The organism is Agromyces albus (assembly GCF_030815405.1).
Lineage (GTDB): Bacteria > Actinomycetota > Actinomycetes > Actinomycetales > Microbacteriaceae > Agromyces > Agromyces albus_A.
Window position 1 is genome coordinate 196,259 of record NZ_JAUSWX010000001.1, and the last position, 21,788, is coordinate 218,046.

Genomic DNA, 21,788 nt, shown 5'->3' on the forward strand with positions numbered 1-21,788 from the left:
CAATGCGGGAGCATGACAGCATGCTGACAAACATTGACGTGAACACCAAGCTCGTCGTGCTCTACGCGACCGACACCATGGCCGATTGGGAGTACGGCTATGCCGTGGCCGGGCTCGGCATGAGCCCCGCGATCCGGCTCGTCGTGGCCGCCGAGTCCACCGACGAGGTCGTGACGATGGGCGGGCTGCGGTTACGCCCCGAGGTGAGCCTCGCCGAACTCGATCCCGAGCGCATCGGCCTGCTCATCATGCCGGGCGCCGACACGTGGGCCGAGGGCCACGACGAGGTGCTCGCGCTCGCCGCGCAGCTCGAGCGGCAGGGCACGCCCATCGCGGCGATCTGCGGCGCGACGCTCGGATTCGCTCGCGCCGGCCTCTTGAACAAGCGTCGCCACACGAGCAACGCGCCCGACTTCGTCGGCATGACCGAGTCGTACACCGGGGGGTCGCTCTACTCCGACGCCGCTGCCGTGACCGACGCGGGCGTCATCACCGCGGGGGCGACGGCGCCCATCGACTTCGCCAAGGCCATCTTCGAGGCGCTCGGGGCGCTGCCGCAGCCCGTCATCGACGCGTGGTACGGCCTGTACACGACCGGCGAGCGGAAGTACTACGACCAGCTCGTCGGGGCGGTATGATGGCGCGCCGCTCAGCCGCGGGCGACGCGCTGACCGAGCTCGTGCTGCCCGTGTTCGAGCTCAACGGGGAGTTCCTCGAAGCCGCTCGCGAGATCGCCGAGCCGGCGGGCCTCACTCCCGCGCAATGGCAAGTGCTCGGCGCGACCCTCGACGAGGGCCTCCCGGTTGCCGAGATCGCGCGACGCGTCGGGCTCGGGCTCGCTCGGCAGAGCGTGCAGCGTACCGCCGACCTGCTCGTCGGGCGCGGCTGGGCGGAATACACCGAGAACCCCAGGCATCGCCGGGCGAAGCTCCTGCAGCCGACGGCCGAGGGGCGCGCGGCAGTCGCCCGGCTCGGCGCCGCACAGCGCGCGTGGGCGGATGCGGTCGGCGGCATGATCGGCGCGGAGGAGCTGCGTGCAGCACGGGCGATCCTGCTCAGCATCGTCGCCGCGTCTCGCGAGGTGCGCGGCGCCGACGCGTGACGACGCGCCGTCGGCGTGGCGGAGTGGCGGAGTTTACAGCGCTGCTGTGAGTCAGCCAAGGCCTATTCGCCGCCGAATACCACCGGCGTAGCCTGAAAGCATGTGGTCCCGCCATCGAGGTCGGAGTCCATCGCCCTGCCCGCCTGAGTCCGCGTGCCCAGACCCCGCGTGCGGCAGTTGAGAGGAGGTCATCATGACCCCCGAAACCGGCAATGTCCGCCACACGCGTGTTCGTCACACACGGCCCGCTCCAGACGGATCCAAGGCGTCGCCGACGAGCGACTTCACCGAGCTGGCACGCCGCATCAAGGATGCCGGGCTCATGCGCCGGCGCTACGGCTACTACTGGACGAAGCTCATCGGCGTTCCCCTCGCGGTGACCGGCGCCCTGGCGCTGTTCGTCTGGATCGGCGACAGCTGGTGGCAGATGCTCACCGCCGCAGGGTTCGCCGTGCTCTTCGCCCAGATCGCATTCCTCGGGCACGATGCCGCGCACCGCCAGATCTTCCGCTCGGGGCGATGGAACGACTGGGCGAGCCTGATCATCGGCGACCTCTTCGTCGGCATGAGCTACGGCTGGTGGCAGAACAAGCACACACGCCATCATGCGAACCCGAACCAGATCGACACGGATCCCGACATCGACCTGCCCGTCGTCGCGTTCACGCCCGAGCAGGCGGTGCGGCGGCGGCCGGCGCTCCTGCGCTGGCTCATCGCGCACCAGGGCGCCTTCTTCTTCCCGATCCTGCTGCTCGAGGGCCTCTCCCTGCACGCCTCGAGCGTGCACCGTGTCTTCGCGCGGGAGCACGTCGCCCGGCGCCCGGTCGAGATCGCGTTCCTCGCGATCCGCATCATCGGCTACCTCACGATCGTGTTCCTCGTGCTCTCTCCCGACAAGGCGGCCGTGTTCCTCGCGATCCAGCTCGGCCTGTTCGGCTTCTACATGGGAATGGCGTTCGCCCCGAACCACAAGGGCATGCCGCTCGTCCCGAAGGGAACGCGGCTCGACTTCCTCCGGAGGCAGGTGCTCATGAGCCGGAACATCCGAGGCAACCGGGTGATGGACTTCGCCATGGGCGGCCTCAACTACCAGGTCGAGCACCACCTCTTCCCCTCGATGCCGCGCCCGCACCTCCGGCGCGCGGCCCCCATCATCCGGGAGTACTGCCGCGACCACGACGTGCCGTACACGCAGGTGACGCTCCTGGAGTCCTACGCGATCGTGTTCCGCTACATCAACCGGGTCGGCCTCGGCGAGCGGGATCCGTTCGAATGCCCGCTCCTGGCGCAGCGCTCGAGCATCTGAGCGGTCGCCCGAGCGGTCGGTCGGTGCCGGCATCTCGCACGGCGACGTCGTATGGCGCCGGATGACGCGCACTTACGTCGCGCGTCACGCCTCGTGGCGGCATCCGCTCGTCGTGCCTAGCGTCGGAGCATGTCGCCCGTCGTCTCACTCGTCGCCGTCTCCGGCAGCCTGCACTCGCCGTCGAAGACCACCGTGCTCGTCTCCGAGATCCTCGACCAGTTCGCCGCGGCCCTCGGCGACCACGTCGAGGTCGAGACGCAGCTCATCGAGCTGGGAGAGATCGGGCGGGAGTTCTCGGGTGCGTTGCGCCGCGAGGAGTTGAGCCCCACGGCCGAGGCGGCAGTGCGCCGGATCGAGTCCGCAACGCTGCTCATTGTCGCGAGCCCGGTCTATCGGGCCTCGTTCACCGGACTGTTCAAGCATGTCTTCGACTTCGTGGGGCAGTACTCGCTCATCGACACGCCGGTGCTGCTCGCCGCCACCGGTGGCAGCGACCGGCACTCGCTCATCATCGACCACCAGTTCCGGCCCCTGTTCTCGTTCTTCCAGGCCATCACCCTGCCGATCGGCGTGTACGCGAGCGACGCCGACTTCGTCGACTATCGCATCGAGGCGCCGGCCCTGCGTGAGCGGATCGGTCAAGCCGTGAGCCGGGGGCTGCCGGTGGTGCGCGCGGCGATCCTCCCCGACACCGTCTCGGAGTACGTCGCCATCTGGTGAGCGGATGCCGCTGCCCGACAGTGCGCCGGCGGGCCCACCGGGCGCTTCCGTGCGTCAGGCGTGACGGCAGATGACGCGCCGTTGAGGCGTGTGACGGCCGGTTCCCTCGTGTGACGGGTGTCGTCGCGGCATCCGCTTGCCGTCCCTAGCGTCGGGTGCAGGGAGGTCGACATGTCACGACTCATCATCGGCGCAATGGTCCGCGCGATCGGCGCCTACCCGAGCGGCTGGCGGTATCCGGGGGCGCACCGCGATCCGCGCGGCGATGCCGCGGTGCTCCGACGGGCTGCCGAGGTCGCCGAGGCGGCGCGCCTCGACTACCTGTTCTTCGGCGACTGGCTCGCGACGGGCCACGACCTCGAGTTCCGCGACCCATACCTGGTCGCGCGCATCGACCCGATCAGCGCGATCACCTACCTCGCCGGCGTGACGCAGCGCATCGGTCTCATCGCCACCGCGAACACCACGTATGCCGACCCGTACTCGCTCGCCCGGTCGACCGCCTCGGCCGACCTCCTGAGCGGCGGCCGCGCGGGACTCAACCTCGTGACCGGTGCCGAACCGCGGGCGGCGGGCAACCACGGCCGCGACTTCCACGTGGCGAACGAGACACGCTACGACCGGGCCGTCGAGTTCGAACTCGTGCTGCGCCGGCTCTGGGACTCGTTCGACGACGACGCGATCGTCGCGGATGCCGCGAGCGGGGTCTACCTCGATCCCTCGCGCCTGCACGCCACCGATTTCCACGGCTCGCATCTCAGCGTGACGGGGCCGCTCAACGTCGCCCGCCCGGTACAGGGTCACCTGCCGATCGTGCACGCGGGCACCTCGCCCCGTTCCCGGCTCTTCGCCGCGCAGAGCGCCGACCTCGCACTCGTCGCCGTGTCGGGGATGGCGCAGGCCGCGGCGATCCGCGAGGAGCTGCGTGCGCTCGCATTCGAGTCGGGCCGCGACGACCGCACGTTGAAGGTGATTGCGCCGGTGCTGCCGATCGTCGGCGAGACCCGCGAGCACGCGCAATCGATCGCCGACGAGCTCAGCGAACTCGTGCAGATCGCCGAGGACTGGCCCGACGGTCCGCCCGAGGCCTTCCCGGCGAATCGCTCGCTCGCGCAGCTCTCGACGCTCGTCGGCGTCGACCTCACGGGGCGCTCACCTGATCGCGCCGTGACGCCGTCGCTCATCGCGGGCTTCAGCGCCGCGGGGCAGGAGCTCGTCGAGATCGTCGGAGAGCGCACGGGGCGCACTCCCCTGGGGGAGCGCCCGCCGACCCTGCGGCACCTCGTCGTCGCGGCATCCGTCAATGCCTCGATGATCGTCGGTACGGCCGTGGAGATCGCCGCGGAGTTCGAAGCGTGGGGCGACGCCGGTGCCGTCGACGGGTTCAACGTGCTGTCGGCCGTGCAACCCGCGCAGTTCGAGGCGTTCGCCCTCGGGGTCGTGCCCGAGTTGCAGCGACGGGGCGTGTTCCCGACCGAATACGAGGGCGAGACACTGCGTGATCACCTCGGTCTCGAGCGTTCGGCGAGCGTGCACGTGACGCCCGGTGACCCAGTATTTCCGAGCGTTTCGCGGCGTGACGGCGTCAGTCGTTGATCGATTGAGACCGCGCGGCGGCGTCCGTAGCTTCAATCGAACCGCCCTCACCAAGGGCGTATCTGCTCCGTTCCCGACCGAAGGAATCCCAGCTCATGCCAACGCAACGACCACGCCGTATCGCCGCCGCCGGCCTCGCGGCACTCGCCACCACCGCCCTGCTCGCCTCCTGCGCAGCGCAAGCCGGGAGCGCGGATGCCGCCGCCGCCGCCGGTGAGCCCGTCACCGGCGGCACCCTCACCTACCTCGAGCACCAGCCGCACACGACGCTGTACCCGCCGCAGGCCGGCTTCTACCCGAACGGCGGCATCGTGAACAACATCACCTCCCGCCTCACGTGGCAGGACCCCGAGTCGCTCGAGATCGAGCCATGGGTCGCGGAGGAATGGACCGTGAACGCGGATGCCACGGAGTACACCTTCGAGCTCCGAGACGACGTGACCTTCTCCGACGGCACGCCGCTCGACGCGGCCGCCGTGGCGAAGAACTTCGACACGTACGGGCTCGGCAACACCGAGCTCGGCCTCACGATCTCGGAAGCGATCAACAACTACGCCTCGAGCGAGGTCGTCGACGCCGACACCGTGACGTTCCGGTTCTCGGCACCCGCGCCCGGCTTCCTGCAGGCGACGTCGACCATCAACTCGGGCCTGCTCTCGCCGGCCACGCTCGACCGCAGGCTCGAGGACTTCGGTGCCGGCTCGTCGACCGAGATCGTCGGCTCAGGTCCCTTCGTCGTCACCGAGGAGGAGATCGGCACCTCGCTCCACCTCGAGGCGCGTGAGGACTACGACTGGGCTCCGCCGTCGTTCGAGCACCAGGGTCGCGCGTACCTCGATGCGATCGACGTCGTCGTGACGCCCGAGGACAGTGTGCGCATCGGCTCGCTCCTCGCCGGCCAGGCGGATGCGATCCGCTACGTGCAGGCCTTCGACGAGGCACAGGTGTCGGGCGCGGGCTTCGAGATCGTCGCGGCTCCCACGCGAGGCGTGAACAATTCGCTCGGGCTGCGGTTCACGAACCCGCTGCTGAGCGACATCCGGGTGCGGCAGGCGCTCGTGCACGGCGTCGACGCCCAGGAGGTCGTCGACACGATCTTCACCGAGAACTACCCCGTTGCGACGTCGGAGCTCGCCTCGACGGCGAAGGGCTACACCGACGAGTCGGACGCGCTGGCCTACGACCCCTCGCTCTCCGAGGAACTGCTCGAGGAGGCCGGATGGACGGTCGGCGCCGGCGGCATCCGTGAGAAGGACGGCGAGCGCCTCTCGCTCACCGTCTACGAGGCGAAGCCGCAGCCGCTCTCGAAGCAGACCCTCGAGCTCGTGAGCCAGCAGCTCGCGAAGATCGGCGTCGAGCTCGAGGTGAAGGCGGCGGATGCCGGCAGCTACGCGACCGACATCCTCGACCCGCTCGCGACCCCGCTCTACCACTCGATGGTCGGACGCGCCGACAACGACGTGATCAAGAGCCAGTACCACACGAGGAACCGCAACACGCTGCTCTCGAACGACGCCGAGCTCGACCGGCTGCTCGAGGTCGTGGCATCCGAGCCCGACCCCGCGAAGCGTGACGAGGCATCCGCCGCCGTGCAGGACTACCTGACCGAGCGGGCCTACGTCATCCCGCTCTTCGAGGAGCCGCAGGTCTACGGAGCGGCGCCGTACGTGCACGGGTTCACGACCGAGGCCGTCGCCCGTCCGCAGTTCTACGACACCTGGCTCGACAAGCAGTAGCCGGCACCCCGGTGCGGCGGATGCCGGGACACGACCCCGCGCATCCGCCGCGCCACCTCCCACCGCATCGACCCCACCATCGTCGGAAGGAGCTTCCCATGGCCTACCTCGCACGCCGCACCGCGCAAGCACTCATCGTGCTCGCGATCGCGTTCACGGCGACGTTCGTGCTGCTGCAGGCGCTGCCGGGCGACGCGATCCTCATCAAGTTCGAGAGCCCCGAGCTGGGCCTCTCGCCCGAGCAGATCGCCGACATCCGGGCGAGTTACGGCGCAGACGTGCCGCCGCTGCAGCAGTTCCTGCACACGGTGGCGGGATTCCTGCAGGGCGACTTCGGGTACTCGGTGCAATACGGCACGCCGGTGCACGAGCTCATCGGCTCGGCCCTGCCCGACACGCTCGCACTCGCTGGGCTCGGGTTCCTCACCGCGGTGCTGCTCGCCGTCGCCCTCGCGTTCCTCTCCACGCTCGCGCCGTTCGGCTGGCTCCGGCGGGGGCTCCGGGCGCTGCCGGGCGTCTTCGTCTCCGTGCCGGTGTTCTGGCTCGGCATCGTGCTCATCCAGGTCTTCTCGTTCCAGCTCCGACTCGTGCCGGTGATCGGCGCCGACCCCGCGCAGGCGCTCATCCTCCCGGTGCTCACCCTCGCCATCCCGATCTCGGCTCCGCTCGCGCAGATCCTCGCCCGATCGATCGACGAGGTGCAGCTCTCGCCGTTCGTCGCGGTCGTGCGAGCGAAGGGAGCCGGCCCGGCACGCGTGCTCTGGGGAGACGTCGCCCGCAACGCGCTGCTGCCCGCCGTCACGATCGCGGGCGTGCTCGTCGGCGAGCTCATCGGCGGCGCCGTCGTCACCGAGACGGTCTTCGGGCGGGCGGGCATCGGCCGGCTCACCGAGCAGGCCGTCGCCAACCAGGACGTGCCCGTGCTGCAGGCGATCGTGATCCTCGCCGCGCTCGTGTTCGTGCTCGTGAACCTCGTCGTGGACCTCGTGTATCCGATCCTCGATCCCAGGCTGAAGCGGAAGGCGGTGGCGGCATGAGCGCAGACATCCGCCCGGGCCTTGCGCTCGCGTGGCTCGTCATCGCGATCGCGATCGCCTGGGCGATCGTGCCCTGGCTCTTCACCGGACAGAACCCGATCAGCGGCGTGCCGGCGGAGAAGCTGCAGGGGCCGAGCCTCGCGCACCTCTTCGGCACCGACGCGATCGGCCGTGACCTCTTCACTCGCGTGGTCCACGGCGCGGTGCACTCCCTGTCGGGCGCGTTCGTCGCGGTGACGGTGGGACTCGTCGCGGGCACGCTGCTCGGCGTGCTGGCCGGGTCGCTCGGCGGCGTCGTCGACGCGGCGATCATGCGGCTCGTCGACGTGCTGCTCGCGATTCCGGGGCTGCTGCTCGCGCTCAGCATCATCATCCTGCTCGGCTTCGGAACCGTGAATGCCGCGATCGCGGTAGGTGTGGGCTCGATCGCGGCGTTCGCCCGGGTGTCCCGGTCGGAGGTCGTCCGGGTGCGGCAGAGCGAGTACGTCGAGGCCGCATTCGGCTCGGGCGCGAGACTGCACGCGGTACTCCTCCGGCACGTGCTGCCGAATTCGCTCACCGCCGTGGTCGGACTCGCCGCCCTGCAGTTCGGCACGGCGATCTTGGCGATCTCCACCCTCGGCTTCCTCGGCTACGGCGCTCCGCCGCCGACGCCCGAGTGGGGCCTGCTCATCGCCGAGGGCCGCAATTACGTCGCCACCTCCTGGTGGCTCACCGTGCTGCCCGGCCTCGTCGTCGTGGCCGTCGTGCTCTCGGCCAACCGCATCAGCCAATCCCTCGGGAGGTCCAGATGAACGCGCTCCTCGAACTCGAGCACCTCGACATCGCCTATCGCAATTCGGCGGGGTCGCGGCGGGTCGTGCACGACGTCTCCTTCGAGGTGCACCCCGGCGAGGTCGTCGCGCTCGTCGGCGAGTCCGGGTCGGGCAAGACCACGACCTCGAGTGCCGTGCTCGGACTGCTGCCTTCCGGCGGCCGCATCGAGTCGGGCGCCGTGCGTCTCTCGGGCACCGACCTCGCGGGCTGGAGCGACCGACGGCTCGAGAGCGTGCGCGGTGCCCGCATCGGTTACATCCCGCAGGATCCGGTCTCGTCGCTGAACCCCGTGCGCCCGATCGGCGTGCAGCTCGCCGACACCTTCCGCATCCACGGTCGCGGCGACCGGCGCTCGGTGCGCGGCCGCGTGCTCGAGCTGCTCGAGCGCGTCGGCCTCGACGACCCGGTGCTGCGCGCCCGCCAGTACCCGCACGAGCTCTCGGGCGGCATGCGGCAGCGCGTGCTCATCGCCAATGCGGTCGCCCTCTCGCCCGAGCTCGTCATCGCCGATGAACCCACGAGTGCGCTCGACGTCACGGTGCAACGGCGAATACTCGACCTCATCGACGAGCTTCGGCGAGAGCACGGCACCGCGGTGCTCCTCGTGACCCACGACCTCGGGGTCGCCGCCGAGCGGGCCGAGCGAATCGTCGTCATGCAGCATGGCCGCATCGTCGAACAGGGGCGCACCCAGTCGCTCCTCGACGCGCCCGCGGAGGCGTACACGCAACGGTTGCTGGCGGATGCCCCAGGGCTCGCCGAGCACGCGTTCCGCCACCCGCGGCCACCCCTGTACCTGCGCGATGCCGGGGTCGCCGCTGCCGAGAACCCGTTCGCGCTCGCGGCATCCGGGCTCACGAAGGCCTACCCCGTCGGACGTGGCCGGGAGCCGTTCCGCGCGGTCGACGAGGTCTCGTTCCGCGTGCTGCGCGGCACGACGCACGCGATCGTCGGCGAGTCGGGCTCGGGCAAGACCACCACGGCGCGCATCGTCTCCCGTTTCATCACCCCAGACGCCGGCTCGGTCGAGCTCGGCGGCACCGAGGTGACGACGCTGACGGGCGCGGCGAAGCGCGCATTCCGCCGCAGGGTGCAGCTCGTCTACCAGAATCCGTTCGCCTCGCTCGACCCGCGGCAGACCGTCGCGGAGATCATCGCCGAGCCGCTGCGGAACTTCGGCGTCGGCGACCGGCGCTCGCGTGCGGATGCCGCGGCGCGCCTGATCGACCGCGTCGCCCTGCCGGCGCAGGTCGCGACCCATCGCCCGGCGGAACTCTCGGGCGGGCAGCGGCAGCGTGTTGCGATCGCGCGGGCCCTCGCGCTCGAGCCCGAGCTCGTCGTGCTCGACGAGGCCGTCTCCGCCCTCGACGTGACGGTGCAGGCCCGCATCCTCGAGCTCCTGGAGCACCTGCAGGGCGAACTCGGCCTCAGCTACCTCTTCATCTCGCACGACCTCGCGGTCGTCCAGCGCATCAGCCACTCGGTGTCGGTCATGCGCCACGGCCGCATCGTCGAGAGCGGGCCGACCGAGCAGGTCTTCCGCGCACCACAGCACGAGTACACCCGGGAACTGCTCGCCGCGGTTCCCCGACGGGCAGCGCCCACACGAGAGGCATTCGCATGACTCGCATCGGTTTCTTCACCCGGCTCCTCGACGAGGCATCCGCCGCCGAGCGGTACCGCATCGCGACGGAGCAGATCGTCGCGGCCGAGCGCCACGGCTTCGACTCCGCGTGGGTCGCCCAGCACCACTTCCACGCGGCGGAGGGCGGGCTGCCCTCGCCGTTCGTGTTCCTCGCGCACGCGGCCGCGTCGACCAGTCGCATCCGGCTCGGCACGGGCGTCGTGACCCTGCCGCTCGAGGACCCGGTACGGGTCGCCGAGGATGCCGTGGTGCTCGACCTGCTCTCGGGAGGGCGCGTGGAGCTCGGCATCGGCTCGGGCTCGACGCCCGCGTCGTTCCGGGCGTTCGGCGAACGCTCCGAGGATCGCGGGCGCGTGTTCGCCGAGAAGCTCGATGCCCTCGTCGCCGCGCTCGCCGGCGGTGAGCTGGGCGACCCCGCGAACCACCTCCAACCGCCCGGCCGGGATCTCCTCGGGCGAGTCTGGCAGGCGACGTTCTCGGCATTCGGCGGCACGCGCGCGGGCCGGGCAGGGCACGGCCTCATGCTCTCGCGCACGCAACCGAGGCCAGCGGATGCCCCGCGCCGCACGCTCTCGGAGCTCCAGCTGCCCGTGATCGACGCCTACCGCGAGGCGTTGCCCGGCGGGGTGCCGCCGCGGATCCTCGCGTCCCGCACGCTCTTCGTCGCGGACTCCCGTGACGAGGCGCGGCGCTTCGCGGAGCGCGGACTCCGCCGCGCCGCCGCCGGATTCGCACGAGCCGGGCAGCCGCCGCTCGGCGACACCCTCGACGAACTCATCGCGAGCTACGACACCCACGTCGGCACGCCCGCGGAGGTCATCGAATCGCTCGCACGCGACTCGGCGGCCGCCGAGGCGACGGAGGTCGCGTTCCAGGTGCACTCGGTCGATCCGCCGCACGAGCTCGTGCTGCGCTCGATCGAGCTCATCGCGACCGAGGTCGCTCCGGCGCTCGGCTGGGGCACCGGGCTCGGCGACCGAAACGGCGCGCTCGCGGCATCCGCCACCGGATCGAATTCGTAGAAGCACGCCGTCGGCGGCGTCAGGAACCGAAGACATTCGCCCACTCAGAGAGAAGGAAGCACCATGACCGACATCATCGACCGGCTCGCCGGCGTGCGGCCGGGCGGGAGCGTCGACGCACTGCGCCGGCACCGCCCCGCGACCCGCGACAACGCCCAGGCGAGCTACGACGCCCTCTTCACCGTGATCGACGAGACCCACGCGAGCCTCGCGGAGCGTGCGGCCGTCGCCCAGTTCGTCGCCGCCCTGCACGCGGACCAGGTGGCGACCGCCCATTATGGGGTGCTCACCCGCGAGGCGGCGGGCGACCGGCTCGCCGACGGGATCGACCGGCTCGCGGGCGCCGCGCGCACGACAGGCCCGTATGGCGATTACCCGGCCGACGGCCCGCTCACCCGCGAGAGCGTGCCAGGGCCGCGGTTCGCGGTCGACGACGAGGTGCGCGCCGCACTCGGCGACCGCCTCAGCGCCGCCCTCGAGCACGCGCACCTGCTCGTGTTCCGCCCGCGCGAGTCCTCGGTCGCCGCGCTCGCCCGGCTCGCCGACGCGGGCTGGTCGACCGACGGCATCGTCACCCTCTCCCAGCTCGTGTCGTTCCTCGCGTTCCAGCTGCGCGTGGCCGCGGGGCTCCGCTTGCTCACCACGGAGGACGCAGCATGACCGAGCAGATCATCGACGAGGCGACGGATGCCGCGACCGGCACGCCCGCCCGCATCCTCGAGCACCCCGGCGCAGCCGTGCCCCGTGCCTTCACGCAAGCGGAGCTGGGCTGGCTGCCGTGGCTCGAGCCGGCCGACGAGGCGACGCTCACCGAGCGCCAGCATGCAGGGCTCGTCGACCGCTCGCGGGTGAAGAGCGACTACTTCCGGCTGCTCGTGCGCGATCCCGACATCCTGAGGGCGCGCACGCTCACCGACAAGGACATCTTCTACAACGCGAGCGACGGTCTGCCGCGCGCCGAGCGCGAGCTCGCAGCGGCCGCGACGAGCCGCTTCAACGGCTGCATCTTCTGCGCTTCGGTGCACGCGCGATTCGCGACGCATCACTCGAAGCGCCACGACGACGTGCAGCGGTTGCTCGACGAGGGGGTCGATGCGGCGCAGGATGCCGCGTGGCGTGCCGTGATCGACGCGGCCGTCGCGCTCGCCGCGACCCCGTCGAGGCTCGAGCCGGCGCACCTCGACGCCCTGCGGGACGCGGGGTTCGGCGAGCAGGCGATCTCCGACGTCATCCACTCGGCGGCGTTCTTCAATTGGGCGAACCGGCTCATGCTCTCGCTCGGCGAACCTGAGGACGCACCGCCCCTTCCGTGACCGAATGTTGCGCGGCGTGACACCGTGCGGCGTCTCACGGTTGAGGGGTTGCCGCGGCATCCGTAGCCTCGTGCCACACGAGTTGCGAGGAGTGCGCACCATGATCGGCATCGAGGAGCCAACGACGGCGATGCTGTCGGCGCCTCGACGAGTGCTGACGGATGCCGCGCCCACTGCGGGGCCTGCGGCGCCTGCCACTCTCGGGCCGCTCGCCGTGCTCGCCGACGCCGGCCTCGAGGTGCCGGTGCTCGGCGGCGGATTCGTGCGCCACGTCAACCTCGACGTCGCCGCCTCAGCGCCCGCGCTCGAGGCCGTGAGCGCACACGTCGCACGAGTGCTGCCCTACTACTCGAGCGTGCACCGCGGCGCGGGCTACCCGTCGCAGCTCTCGACGACGCTCGTCGAGGAGGCCCGCGGCACGGTCGCCCGCCACGTCGGTGCCCGCGACGACGACCTCGTCGTCTTCACTCGAAACACGACCGACGCGCTCAACCTGCTCGCGAGCGCCGTGCCGGGCGACACCGTCGTCCTCGACCTCGAGCACCACGCGAACCTGCTGCCGTGGCGTGCCGATGCGCGGCGCGTCGTCGTCGCCCGCCGCACGATCGCCGAGACGCTCGACGCGCTCGACGCCGAGCTCGCCCGATGTCCGGCCGCGCTGCTCACGGTGACGGGCGCGTCGAACGTCACGGGCGAGGTGCTGCCCATCGCGAGGCTCGCCGAGCTCGCCCACGCGCGAGGCGCGCGAGTCGCGATCGACGCCGCGCAACTGCTGCCGCACCGCAGGGTCGACATCGCGGCATCCGGAGTCGACTACCTCGCCTTCTCCGGACACAAGGCGTACGCGCCGTTCGGCGCAGGTGCGCTCGTCGGGCGCGCCGACTGGCTCGACGCGGCGCCCGCGTACCTCGCCGGCGGGGGAGCGGTCGCCGCCGTGCGCGTCGACGGCGCCGACTGGAAGCGGGGCGCCGACCGCCACGAGGCGGGCACGCCGAACGTGATCGGCATCGCGGCGCTCGCTCGCGCACTCACCGAGCTCGAACGGCTCGGCGAGGCGGCGCGCGCGAGTCACGAGCAGGCCCTCACCGATCGCCTCCACGCGGGGCTCACCGCGCAACGCGGCATCCGGGTCATCCGCGGCTTCGACGACGCCGACGACCGGCTCGGCATCGCGACCATCGAGCTCGAGCGCGGCTCGGTGGGGCGGCTCGCCGCGGCGCTCGCCGCCGAGCACGGCATCTCGGTGCGCGCGGGCCGGTTCTGCGCCCACCCTTTCTTCGACCGAGTCGCGACGAGGGCCAACGGGCTTCGCGCGAGCCTCGGCGCGGGCACGTCCGGCGACGACGTCGACCGGTTCCTCGCCGCGCTGGCCACGCTCATCGCCGACGGCCCGGCCCACGCCTACGAGCGTTCGACGGCCGGCTGGTGCCCCGTCGACGACGATCGGCCCCGGCCGGCGTTCGACTGAGGCACGGTCGGTTCCGCCGACCGTCGCGTATTCGGGGGCATTCCCACGGCGTCATCCATGCGCCACACTGAGCGCATGGACTCAGTGTTGACCTCCATCGGATTGCCCGTCGCCCTCGGCATCATCATGTTCGGCCTGGGCCTCTCGCTCACACCGGGCGACTTCTCGCGTGTCGCGAAGCATCCGAAGGCCGTGGTCGTCGCCCTCCTCTGCCAGATCGTCGCGCTGCCCGCTGTCTGTCTCGCGCTCGTGCTGCTCTTCCGATTGCCGCCCGTGCTCGCTGTGGGCATGATGCTGCTCGCGGCATCGCCCGGCGGCACCACCGCGAACCTCTACAGTCACCTGTTCCGCGGCGATGTCGCCCTGAACATCTCACTCACCGCGATCAACTCGGTGCTCGCCGTCGTCACGCTGCCGCTCATCACGAACCTCGCGATCGGCTATTTCCTGCCCGGGAACGACGAGCTCGGCCTGCAGCTCGCGAAGAGCGTGGAGGTGTTCGCGATCGTGCTCATCCCCATCGTGCTCGGCATGCTCGTACGGTGGTGGCGGTCGGGCTTCGCCGACCGCATGGACAAGCCCGTGCGCATCGCATCCGTCGTCATCCTCGTGATCGTCATCGCCGGGGCGATCGTCGAGAACCGCGAGCTGCTCTTGGAGAACGCGGGCCGCCTCGCCGGCATCACGATCGCCTTCTGCCTGCTGAGCCTCACCGTCGGCTACCTCGTGCCGCGACTGCTGCGCGTCAACTCGACGCAAGCGGTCGCGAGCTCGTTCGAGATCGGCATCCACAACGCGACGCTCGCGATCGTGATCGCCCAGACGGTGATCGGGAGCGTCGAGATGAGCCTGCCCGCCGCGGTCTACGGCGTGCTCATGTTCTTCATCGCGCTCGCGTTCGGGTTCCTCATCCGCGAGAGAGGGAGTGCCGAGACGGATGCCGCCGCGATCGCCGTGCCCACGGTGCGGCGGGTCGCGCAACCACCGGGGAGCTGAACCACCCGGCAGCGGGGCATCCGTCGCCGGCAACCAGGACGGGAGATGGCAACCGAGGACGACCTGGAACGTCGCCGAGACGAGTTGCGGCGGATCGTCTACGGCGCGCCAGGCGAGCCGCCCGCTGCCGTCGCGGCCGAGCTCGCGGCCGTCGAGCGGGAGCTCGGGGCGCGCGAGGGCTCGGACGGCCCGGGCCCCGAGGATCTCGGCCCGGGCCGCCGCGCCGAGGCTGCAGTGTCGGGGGCCGCGGCGGCGACGGCACCTGCAGCTTCGCCGCCGCGCCGCCGTCGGTTGTCGCGGGGATGGGCGTTCCTCGTCGCGGCCGCGGCTATCCTGCTCGTCGCCGTCGGACTGGCGGTGCTCGCCCCCGTGCGGGAGGCGCTCTCCCCGCCGCGCGGCCTCGAGGTGTTCGACCGGCCGCCGACCGCTGAGGAACGGGACCGCGCTCGCGAGGTGGTGGTGGGCGCTCACCTGGAGGCGAGGGGCGCCGTGGTGCTCCGCTCGCTCGGCCACGTCGTCGGCTACGAGTTCTGGGCCATGCTCGACGGCGACCAGGTGTGCCTGCTCTCGCGGCGGGAGTTCTTCTTCGATTGGTTCGCGACGTGCACCTCGCGAGAGCGGTTCGACACCTACGGGCTCACGAGGTGGATCTCGGTCGACGACATCCGCCACGGGGCGAGGCCGTCCCGGGCGCTGCCCGATGACATCGTCGTCGCGAGCTGGGGCCCGCGATCTTCGGAGGTCGAGTGGCGCGTCGCGCCCGGTTCGTAGACTGGAAGCAGCGCACGAGGGGAGATGCATGCAGCCGCTGGTCGAGAGCGACATCCGCTCCGCGCTCGGGAATGCGAACGAAGCCGAGCTCGCCCAGTTGACGCTGCCGGTGCACTTCTTCGTCGCCGAGTGGGCGCACCTCGACGCGTTCGGCTGGCGCGACCCGAGGATCGCAGTCCGCGGCTACCTCGTGACGGAGCTCGACGGTGCGCCGGCCGGCGTCGTGCTGCGCGCCGCCGAGCGGAGCGGCTCGCATCATCGGGCCGCCATCTGCAACCTCTGCCATACGCAGCAGCCCGGCGACCAGGTGGTGCTCTTCTCGGCGCGCCGCGCGGGTGCCGCCGGCGCGCGCGGCGACAGCGTCGGCACCTACATCTGCAGCGACCTGGCCTGCCAGGAGACCGTCCGTCTCGGCCGACCCGCCGCCCCGTCCGAGGTGCAGCCGAGCGCGATCGAGCTCGAGCGCATCGAGGGGCTCGCGAGACGTACGCGAGCGTTCGTCGCCGACGTGCTCGCGGTGCGCTGAGCGGTCAGTGCCGAGCGGCGGATGTCGCAGCGCCGCGCTCGGCGCTCAGACCTCAGCGCGCGGCATCCGAAACCAACGGCTCGAGCGTCGGCCGCTTGGCGGTGCGCCCGTCGCCCGAGGAGCGACCGGTGAGGCGTCGCCCGATCCACGGCAGCACGAACTCGCGATAGTAGGCCGCGGTGTTGCGGCTGCGAGGCCCGGACGGCGCCGCGGCGACTTCGGCGACACCCCACTCCGCGGGCACCGGCACGTCGAGGGCGGTGAGCACGTTGCTCGCAACCCGGGCGTGACCGAGCGAATTGAGGTGCAGCTTGTCGGCCGACCAGTACCGGATGTCGCGAAGGCCCCGGTCGGAGAAGTTGTCGACGAACGTGACGCCGTCGAGCTCGGCGAGATCGAGGAGCGCCGCCGTGAGGCGCGCGCCGCGGGCGTCGAAGACGCGTCCGAGCGGCAGGTGCTCGGTGGGATTCGCCCCGCTCAGCATGAGCACGTGGATGCCCTCGCCCCGGATGCGATGCACGGCCTGGCGGAATCGGTCGGCCACGGCCACCTCGGGCATCCGCGGTCGGAGCATGTCGTTGCCGCCGCCGTTGAAGCTGATCACCTCGGGCCGCAACGCGATCGCCGCCTCGAGCTGCTCCTCGATGATCGGGCCGAGCTTGCGGCCGCGGATCGCGAGGTTCGCGTAGCCGATCGGCTCGCGCGCCGCGGCGGCCATGCCCAGCGCGACGAAGTCGGCCCACCCCCGCACACCGCCCTCGGGCAGCTCGTCGCCGACGCCTTCGGTGAAGCTGTCGCCGATCGCGGCGTAGGAGTGGAACATGCGTCAACGCTAGCGTGACGGATGCCGCGGCATCTGTGCGCCTCCCGAACGTCCTGCGACCGCGCGGGGACCGGCATGCTGCGTGGAGTGCTCAGCGCTGCGTCTGCTGGTGCTCGAGCTCGCAGTCGGCGCCCGGGTAGAGGAGCGTCTCGTGACCGTCGTCGAAGCGCACGAAATAGGGCGGGCCGCCGTCTTCGCCGCGCACTTCGAGGATCTCGCCGTGGCGGTCGGCTTGGCCGACCAGCTTGCCATGGATGACGAGGCGTTCGCCGACGACAGCATGCATCGCATTCCCCTCCCGCTCATTCCAGCGTACGCCCGGGCTTCGCGGCGCGGAAGGGTCGAACGGGCGGGGGAGCGGATGCCGCCGCGCCCCGGGTCAGCCGACGGCGAGGAGTGCCGCCCACAGGTCGGCGCGCGCGTGGAATCCCGAGAGGTCGCGGCCGAGGAGTCGCTCGGCGAGCGCGATGCGACTGCGCACGGTGTGGCGGTGCACGCCGAGCTGGCGCGCGGTGGCGTCGAACTGGCCGCCGTGCTCGAGCCACACACGGGTCGTCGCGACGAGATCGGTGCCGTTCGCGGCGTCGTGCTCGGCGAGGGGAGCAAGGGTTGCGAGCGCGACCGCCCGAGCGTCGGTGCGGGCGAGGAAGGCGAGCACGCCCTGCCGGCTGATCTCGTCGAACGCGACCACCCCGGCTCCCGACTCGCGGGCGCGCTCCAGCGCTCGCATCGCCTGCTCGTGCGCGCGCGCGATGCCGTCGGCCGCGACCGGGTCGGACACGCCGACGGGCAGCTCGAACTCGGCGGCGAGCTCGTCGGCGATCGCGGCGTCGCCGGCCTCGAGCACGAGCACGACTCGGTCGTCGTCGCGTCCGAAGAAGAGCCGCCCGCCGCGCTCGTCGACGCGCAGCTCGAGCAGTTCGATGAGGCGATCGACGTGCTCGGCTGGGGCATCCGTCACCGCGATGCGCAGTGGAGCAGCGGGCAGCGGCCCCCACATCTCGGCGGCGACGCGCTCGGCGAGTGCCGTGTCGCCCGCGAGGATGCCGCGCAGGAGCCCCGACCGCAAGTGACCCCGCGCGCGGTCGAGATCGCGGTTCTGCTCGAGCGCGAGCCCGGCGAGTGCGATGACCGACGTGACGACCTCGCGTCCGGCCTGGTCGAGCTCGGCCGAATCGCCGATGGCGAGCACGCCGCGGAGTGCCCCGCCGCCGCCGAGGGTCTGCAGCGTCATCCGATGCGGGTGGCCCGTGGACTCGCCGGCGACGAGGGTGCGGCTCGCACGTTGCGCGCGGCGCAGCATCGACCGGGCCTCGCCCACGACCTCGCCGAGCGCCGGCTGGCCGAGCGCGCCCGCGGGCGCCTCGCGATCGAGCGCGCCGGTCGCGTCGATGAGCCCGACCCACGCGCCGATGCGGTTCGAGAGCTCGGCGAGCGTCGCCGAGAGGCCGTCGGGCCGCAGCGCCGCGAGCGAGATCGCACGCTGCGCCGCGAGGGCCCAGGTGTGCCGTGCGTAGGCGTCTTCGGCGAGCAGGTCGGCGACAGTGCGCACGATGGCGATGAAGGGAGTGGGATACGGCACCTCGAACAGCGGCAGTCCTTGCGCGTCGCAGGCCGCGACGAGTGCCTCGGGCGTCCCGGCCCGGATGACCTCGGTGCCGAAGCCGAGGGCGGCGATGCCCGTCTTGCGCAGCCGCCCGACGTAGGCGTCGGCGAACGTCGCGCCGGCGTCGGCCTCGAACTGGGTGCCGGTCGTGAGGAGCACGTGCCCGGAGTCGAGGAACGGCGTCGGATCGGCGAGGTCGGAGCTGTGCGCCCACGTCACGGGTGCGGCGAGTGCCCCGGCCGCCAGCCGGTCAGCCGGCGTGAGCAGTGTGAGCGCGAGCTCGGGTCGGTCGAGCAGGGTCTGCACGGTCGGCTTCATCGCGTCCCTTCCCGTCGTCGCCGTTGTACGCGGTGTCCAACTACCTGCACCAGAGTGTACATGCGGGCGCTGCGGCATCCGTGAGCACCGACCTAGCATGAGCGGCATCCGTCACCGTCGTCATCTTGCATCGGAGCAGCCCATGACTCTCGTCGACAGCCCCGCCACCATCATCGGCGGGCCCGCCCTCGCGCAGGAGCGCCGGCTCGTCACGGCCATTCCCGGCCCGCGCTCGCAAGAGCTCATGGCGCGCAAGGCGGCGGCCGTCGCGGCGGGCGTCGGCACCACGATTCCCATTTCCGTGGTCGCCGCGGGCGGCGGCGTCATCGTCGACGCCGACGGCAACTCGCTCATCGACCTCGGCTCGGGCATCGCCGTCACCGGCGTGGGCAACGCGAACCCCCGGGTCGTCGAGGCGGTCGCCGCGCAGCTCAACGCGTTCACGCACACGTGCTTCACCGTGGCGCCGTACGACTCGTACGTCGCCGTCGCCGAGGCGCTGAATCGCCTCACCCCCGGCGACCACATGAAGCGCTCGGCGCTCTTCAACTCGGGCGCAGAGGCCGTCGAGAACGCCGTGAAGATCGCCCGCCACTTCACGAAGAAGCAGGCCGTCGTCGCGTTCGACCACGCCTACCACGGCCGCACGAACCTCACGATGGGCCTCACGGCGAAGAACATCCCGTACAAGAGCGGGTTCGGCCCGTTCGCGTCCGAGGTGTACCGCGCGCCGCTCTCGTACCCCTTCCGCGATGGCGGCCTCGACGGTCGGGAGGCGGCGGCACGCGCCATCACGCACATCGAGAAGCAGGTCGGCGCAGAGAACCTCGCGGCAATCATCATCGAGCCGATCCAGGGCGAGGGCGGCTTCATCGTGCCCGCCCCCGGCTTCCTCCCGGCGCTCGCCGAGTGGTGCCGCACGAACGACGTGGTCTTCATCGCCGACGAGGTGCAGACCGGGTTCGGCCGCACCGGCGCCTGGTTCGCAAGCGAGCACGACGGCATCGTGCCCGATCTCGTCGTCACGGCGAAGGGCATCGCTGGCGGACTGCCGCTCTCGGCGGTCACCGGCCGTGCCGAGATCATGGACTCCGCGATGGCCGGCGGCCTCGGCGGCACCTACGGCGGCAACCCGCTCGCGTGCGTCGCCGCGCTCGCCGCGATCGAGTCGTACGAGAAGGACGGTCTCATCGAGCGCGCCCGTGAGATCGGCGCGGTGCTCCTCGGCCGCCTGAACGCCCTGCGCAGCGCCGACGCCCGCATCGGCGACGTTCGCGGCCGCGGCGCCATGGTCGCGATCGAGCTCGTCGACCCTGCGACGGGTGCACCCGATGCCGCGCTCACGACCGCCGTCGCCAAGCACGCCCACGCGAACGGGGTGCTCGTGCTCACATGCGGGACCTACGGCAACGTGATCCGCTTCCTGCCGCCGCTCACGATCTCCGACGAACTGCTCATCGACGGCCTCGGCGTCGTCGCGGAAGGGCTGAAGAGCGCATGACCGACCTCCTCGCGACGACGACGACGTCGACCGGAGTTGCTGTCACCGGATTCGGGGATTCGGGCGACACGCCGACGGATCCGGCCGCGACGCGCGGGGAGACGTCCGGATCCCCGAAACGGGATACAGAACGAGGGGTGACGGATGCCGCGGCATCCGCTCGCACCGCGGCATCCGCTCGCTCGGCAGAACCCACGCCGCTGCTCGACGCGCGCTCGCAGCTGGCGGAGGCGATCGCCCTGCTGGGCTACGCCGACGGCCTGCACCAGATGCTCGCGACCCCGCGCCGGGAGCTCACCGTCGCGGTGCCGCTGCGGATGGACTCGGGTGAGAGTCGCCTCTACATCGGCTACCGGGTGCAGCACAACTTCTCGCGCGGCCCGGCCAAGGGGGGCTTGCGCTACGCGCCGAACGTCAATATCGACGAGGTGCGCGCGCTCGCGATGTGGATGACCTGGAAGTGCGCCCTGCTCGACGTGCCGTACGGCGGTGCGAAGGGCGGCGTGGCGATCGACCCACGCGAGCACTCCATGGCCGAGCTCGAGCGCGTGACCCGCCGCTACACGAGCGAGATCCTGCCGATCATCGGGCCCGAGCGCGACATCCCCGCTCCCGACATCGGCACCGACGAGCAGACCATGGCCTGGATCATGGACACGTACTCGGTGAACAGCGGCTACACCGTGCCCGGCATCGTGACCGGCAAGCCCATCTCGCTCGGCGGCTCGCTCGGTCGGGCGAGCGCCACGAGCCGCGGCGTGACGCACATCGCGCTCGCCGCCCTCCGGCACGCCGGACTCCAGCCGGAGCGGTCGACCGCCGCCGTGCAGGGCTTCGGCAAGGTCGGGGCTGATGCCGCGCGGTTCCTCGCCGAGGCGGGAGTACGCGTCACCGCCGTGAGCGACCAGTACGGGGCGGTCTCGAACGACGGCGGCCTCGACATCGAGACGCTCAGCGAGCACGTGCGCACGACCGGCTCGGTCGTCGGATTCACCGGCACCGACGCGCTCGACGGCGCCGCGCTGCTCACCCACGAGGTCGACCTCCTCGTGCCGGCCGCCGTCGAGGGCGTGCTGCACGAGGGCAACGCGGGCGACGTGCTCGCGAAGGTCATCGTCGAGGGCGCGAACGGCCCCACGACGCCCGGCGCCGACCGGATCCTTCGCGAACGCGGAGTGCTCGTCGTGCCCGACATCCTCGCGAACGCGGGCGGCGTCATCGTCTCGTACTTCGAGTGGGTGCAGGCGAACCAGGCCTACTGGTGGCGTGCCGACGAGGTCGAGTCCAGACTGGAAGAGCGGATGCTCAGCGCCTGGCAGCACGTCCTCGGCTATGCCGAGGCCCGCGACCTCTCGCTCCGCACCGCCGCCACCGCGCTCGCGGTCGAGCGCGTCGCCGAAGCCCACCGGTTGCGCGGCCTCTACCCCTGACCTCATCTCAATCGCCCGATCGTGATCGCAGATCCTGACCGCATTCGGGCCCCGAG

The 21,788-nt window shown here is 71.4% G+C and carries 21 protein-coding genes; 18 read left to right on the forward strand and 3 right to left on the reverse strand.

Annotated elements, in window-relative coordinates:
* Positions 1–20 precede the first annotated feature (20 nt).
* The 16 genes from QFZ29_RS00835 to QFZ29_RS00910 all read left to right on the forward strand — a co-directional run bounded on the left by QFZ29_RS00835 (position 21) and on the right by QFZ29_RS00910 (position 16,054).
* Positions 21–638 (forward strand): DJ-1/PfpI family protein, encoded by a 618-nt coding sequence (locus QFZ29_RS00835; RefSeq protein WP_306892350.1) that lies wholly within the window; start codon positions 21–23, stop codon positions 636–638.
* Entirely contained in the window at positions 638–1,102 is a 465-nt protein-coding gene (locus QFZ29_RS00840; RefSeq protein WP_306892351.1) for a MarR family winged helix-turn-helix transcriptional regulator, read from the forward strand. The genes QFZ29_RS00835 and QFZ29_RS00840 overlap by 1 nt, the downstream gene beginning before the upstream one ends.
* Before the next feature lie 193 nt (positions 1,103–1,295).
* The gene (locus QFZ29_RS00845; RefSeq protein ID WP_306892352.1) at positions 1,296–2,408 is read left to right on the forward strand and encodes a fatty acid desaturase family protein; all 1,113 of its coding nucleotides are present in this window, start codon (positions 1,296–1,298) and stop codon (positions 2,406–2,408) included.
* Positions 2,409–2,537: 129 nt separating this feature from the next.
* On the forward strand, positions 2,538–3,128 hold the full coding sequence (gene msuE / locus QFZ29_RS00850; RefSeq protein ID WP_306892353.1) for an FMN reductase: 591 nt from the start codon (positions 2,538–2,540) through the stop codon (positions 3,126–3,128).
* A 171-nt stretch (positions 3,129–3,299) separates the two neighbouring features.
* Positions 3,300–4,724 (forward strand): NtaA/DmoA family FMN-dependent monooxygenase, encoded by a 1,425-nt coding sequence (locus QFZ29_RS00855; RefSeq protein ID WP_306892354.1) that lies wholly within the window; start codon positions 3,300–3,302, stop codon positions 4,722–4,724.
* Positions 4,725–4,819: 95 nt separating this feature from the next.
* Positions 4,820–6,460, forward strand: coding sequence for a TIGR04028 family ABC transporter substrate-binding protein (locus QFZ29_RS00860; RefSeq protein WP_306892355.1), 1,641 nt, complete (start codon positions 4,820–4,822; stop codon positions 6,458–6,460).
* Positions 6,461–6,558: 98 nt separating this feature from the next.
* Positions 6,559–7,497, forward strand: a complete 939-nt coding sequence (locus tag QFZ29_RS00865; RefSeq protein WP_306892356.1) for an ABC transporter permease — start codon at positions 6,559–6,561, stop codon at positions 7,495–7,497.
* A complete protein-coding gene (locus tag QFZ29_RS00870) occupies positions 7,494–8,291 on the forward strand; it encodes an ABC transporter permease (RefSeq protein ID WP_306892357.1) in 798 nt (265 codons plus the stop codon). Before QFZ29_RS00865 ends, QFZ29_RS00870 begins: the two co-directional genes overlap by 4 nt.
* Positions 8,288–9,937 (forward strand): dipeptide ABC transporter ATP-binding protein, encoded by a 1,650-nt coding sequence (locus QFZ29_RS00875; RefSeq protein ID WP_306892358.1) that lies wholly within the window; start codon positions 8,288–8,290, stop codon positions 9,935–9,937. Before QFZ29_RS00870 ends, QFZ29_RS00875 begins: the two co-directional genes overlap by 4 nt.
* Complete coding sequence (locus QFZ29_RS00880; RefSeq protein WP_306892359.1) at positions 9,934–10,980, forward strand: putative FMN-dependent luciferase-like monooxygenase; 1,047 nt, start codon at positions 9,934–9,936, stop codon at positions 10,978–10,980. Before QFZ29_RS00875 ends, QFZ29_RS00880 begins: the two co-directional genes overlap by 4 nt.
* 63 nt (positions 10,981–11,043) lie before the next feature.
* Positions 11,044–11,640, forward strand: coding sequence for a CMD domain protein (locus QFZ29_RS00885; RefSeq protein WP_306892360.1), 597 nt, complete (start codon positions 11,044–11,046; stop codon positions 11,638–11,640).
* Positions 11,637–12,293: an alkylhydroperoxidase domain protein gene (locus QFZ29_RS00890; protein WP_306892361.1), complete on the forward strand. Its 657-nt coding sequence runs from the start codon at positions 11,637–11,639 to the stop codon at positions 12,291–12,293. The genes QFZ29_RS00885 and QFZ29_RS00890 overlap by 4 nt, the downstream gene beginning before the upstream one ends.
* A gap of 100 nt (positions 12,294–12,393) precedes the next feature.
* Positions 12,394–13,761 carry an aminotransferase class V-fold PLP-dependent enzyme gene (locus QFZ29_RS00895; RefSeq protein WP_306892362.1) on the forward strand — a complete coding sequence of 456 codons (1,368 nt, stop codon included), beginning with the start codon at positions 12,394–12,396 and terminating at the stop codon, positions 13,759–13,761.
* Positions 13,762–13,836: 75 nt separating this feature from the next.
* On the forward strand, positions 13,837–14,757 hold the full coding sequence (locus QFZ29_RS00900; RefSeq protein WP_306892363.1) for a bile acid:sodium symporter family protein: 921 nt from the start codon (positions 13,837–13,839) through the stop codon (positions 14,755–14,757).
* A 45-nt stretch (positions 14,758–14,802) separates the two neighbouring features.
* Entirely contained in the window at positions 14,803–15,528 is a 726-nt protein-coding gene (locus QFZ29_RS00905; protein WP_306892364.1) for a hypothetical protein, read from the forward strand.
* 28 nt (positions 15,529–15,556) lie between these two features.
* Entirely contained in the window at positions 15,557–16,054 is a 498-nt protein-coding gene (locus QFZ29_RS00910) for an FBP domain-containing protein (protein WP_306892365.1), read from the forward strand.
* Between the two features lie 52 nt (positions 16,055–16,106).
* On the opposite strand, the gene QFZ29_RS00915 is transcribed toward QFZ29_RS00910, so the two are convergent.
* The 3 genes from QFZ29_RS00915 to QFZ29_RS00925 form a co-directional block, all read right to left on the reverse strand.
* Positions 16,107–16,877, reverse strand: coding sequence for an SGNH/GDSL hydrolase family protein (locus tag QFZ29_RS00915; RefSeq protein ID WP_306892366.1), 771 nt, complete (start codon positions 16,875–16,877; stop codon positions 16,107–16,109).
* A gap of 91 nt (positions 16,878–16,968) precedes the next feature.
* The gene (locus QFZ29_RS00920; protein WP_129519573.1) at positions 16,969–17,163 is read right to left on the reverse strand and encodes a DUF1918 domain-containing protein; all 195 of its coding nucleotides are present in this window, start codon (positions 17,161–17,163) and stop codon (positions 16,969–16,971) included.
* 93 nt (positions 17,164–17,256) lie between these two features.
* A complete protein-coding gene (locus QFZ29_RS00925) occupies positions 17,257–18,801 on the reverse strand; it encodes a PucR family transcriptional regulator (RefSeq protein ID WP_306892367.1) in 1,545 nt (514 codons plus the stop codon).
* Between the two features lie 142 nt (positions 18,802–18,943).
* Here QFZ29_RS00925 and gabT point away from each other — a divergent pair, with 142 nt between their 5' ends.
* A complete protein-coding gene (gene gabT / locus QFZ29_RS00930) occupies positions 18,944–20,302 on the forward strand; it encodes a 4-aminobutyrate--2-oxoglutarate transaminase (RefSeq protein WP_306892368.1) in 1,359 nt (452 codons plus the stop codon).
* Entirely contained in the window at positions 20,299–21,732 is a 1,434-nt protein-coding gene (locus QFZ29_RS00935) for a Glu/Leu/Phe/Val family dehydrogenase (RefSeq protein ID WP_306892369.1), read from the forward strand. Before gabT ends, QFZ29_RS00935 begins: the two co-directional genes overlap by 4 nt.
* Positions 21,733–21,788: the final 56 nt, after the last annotated feature.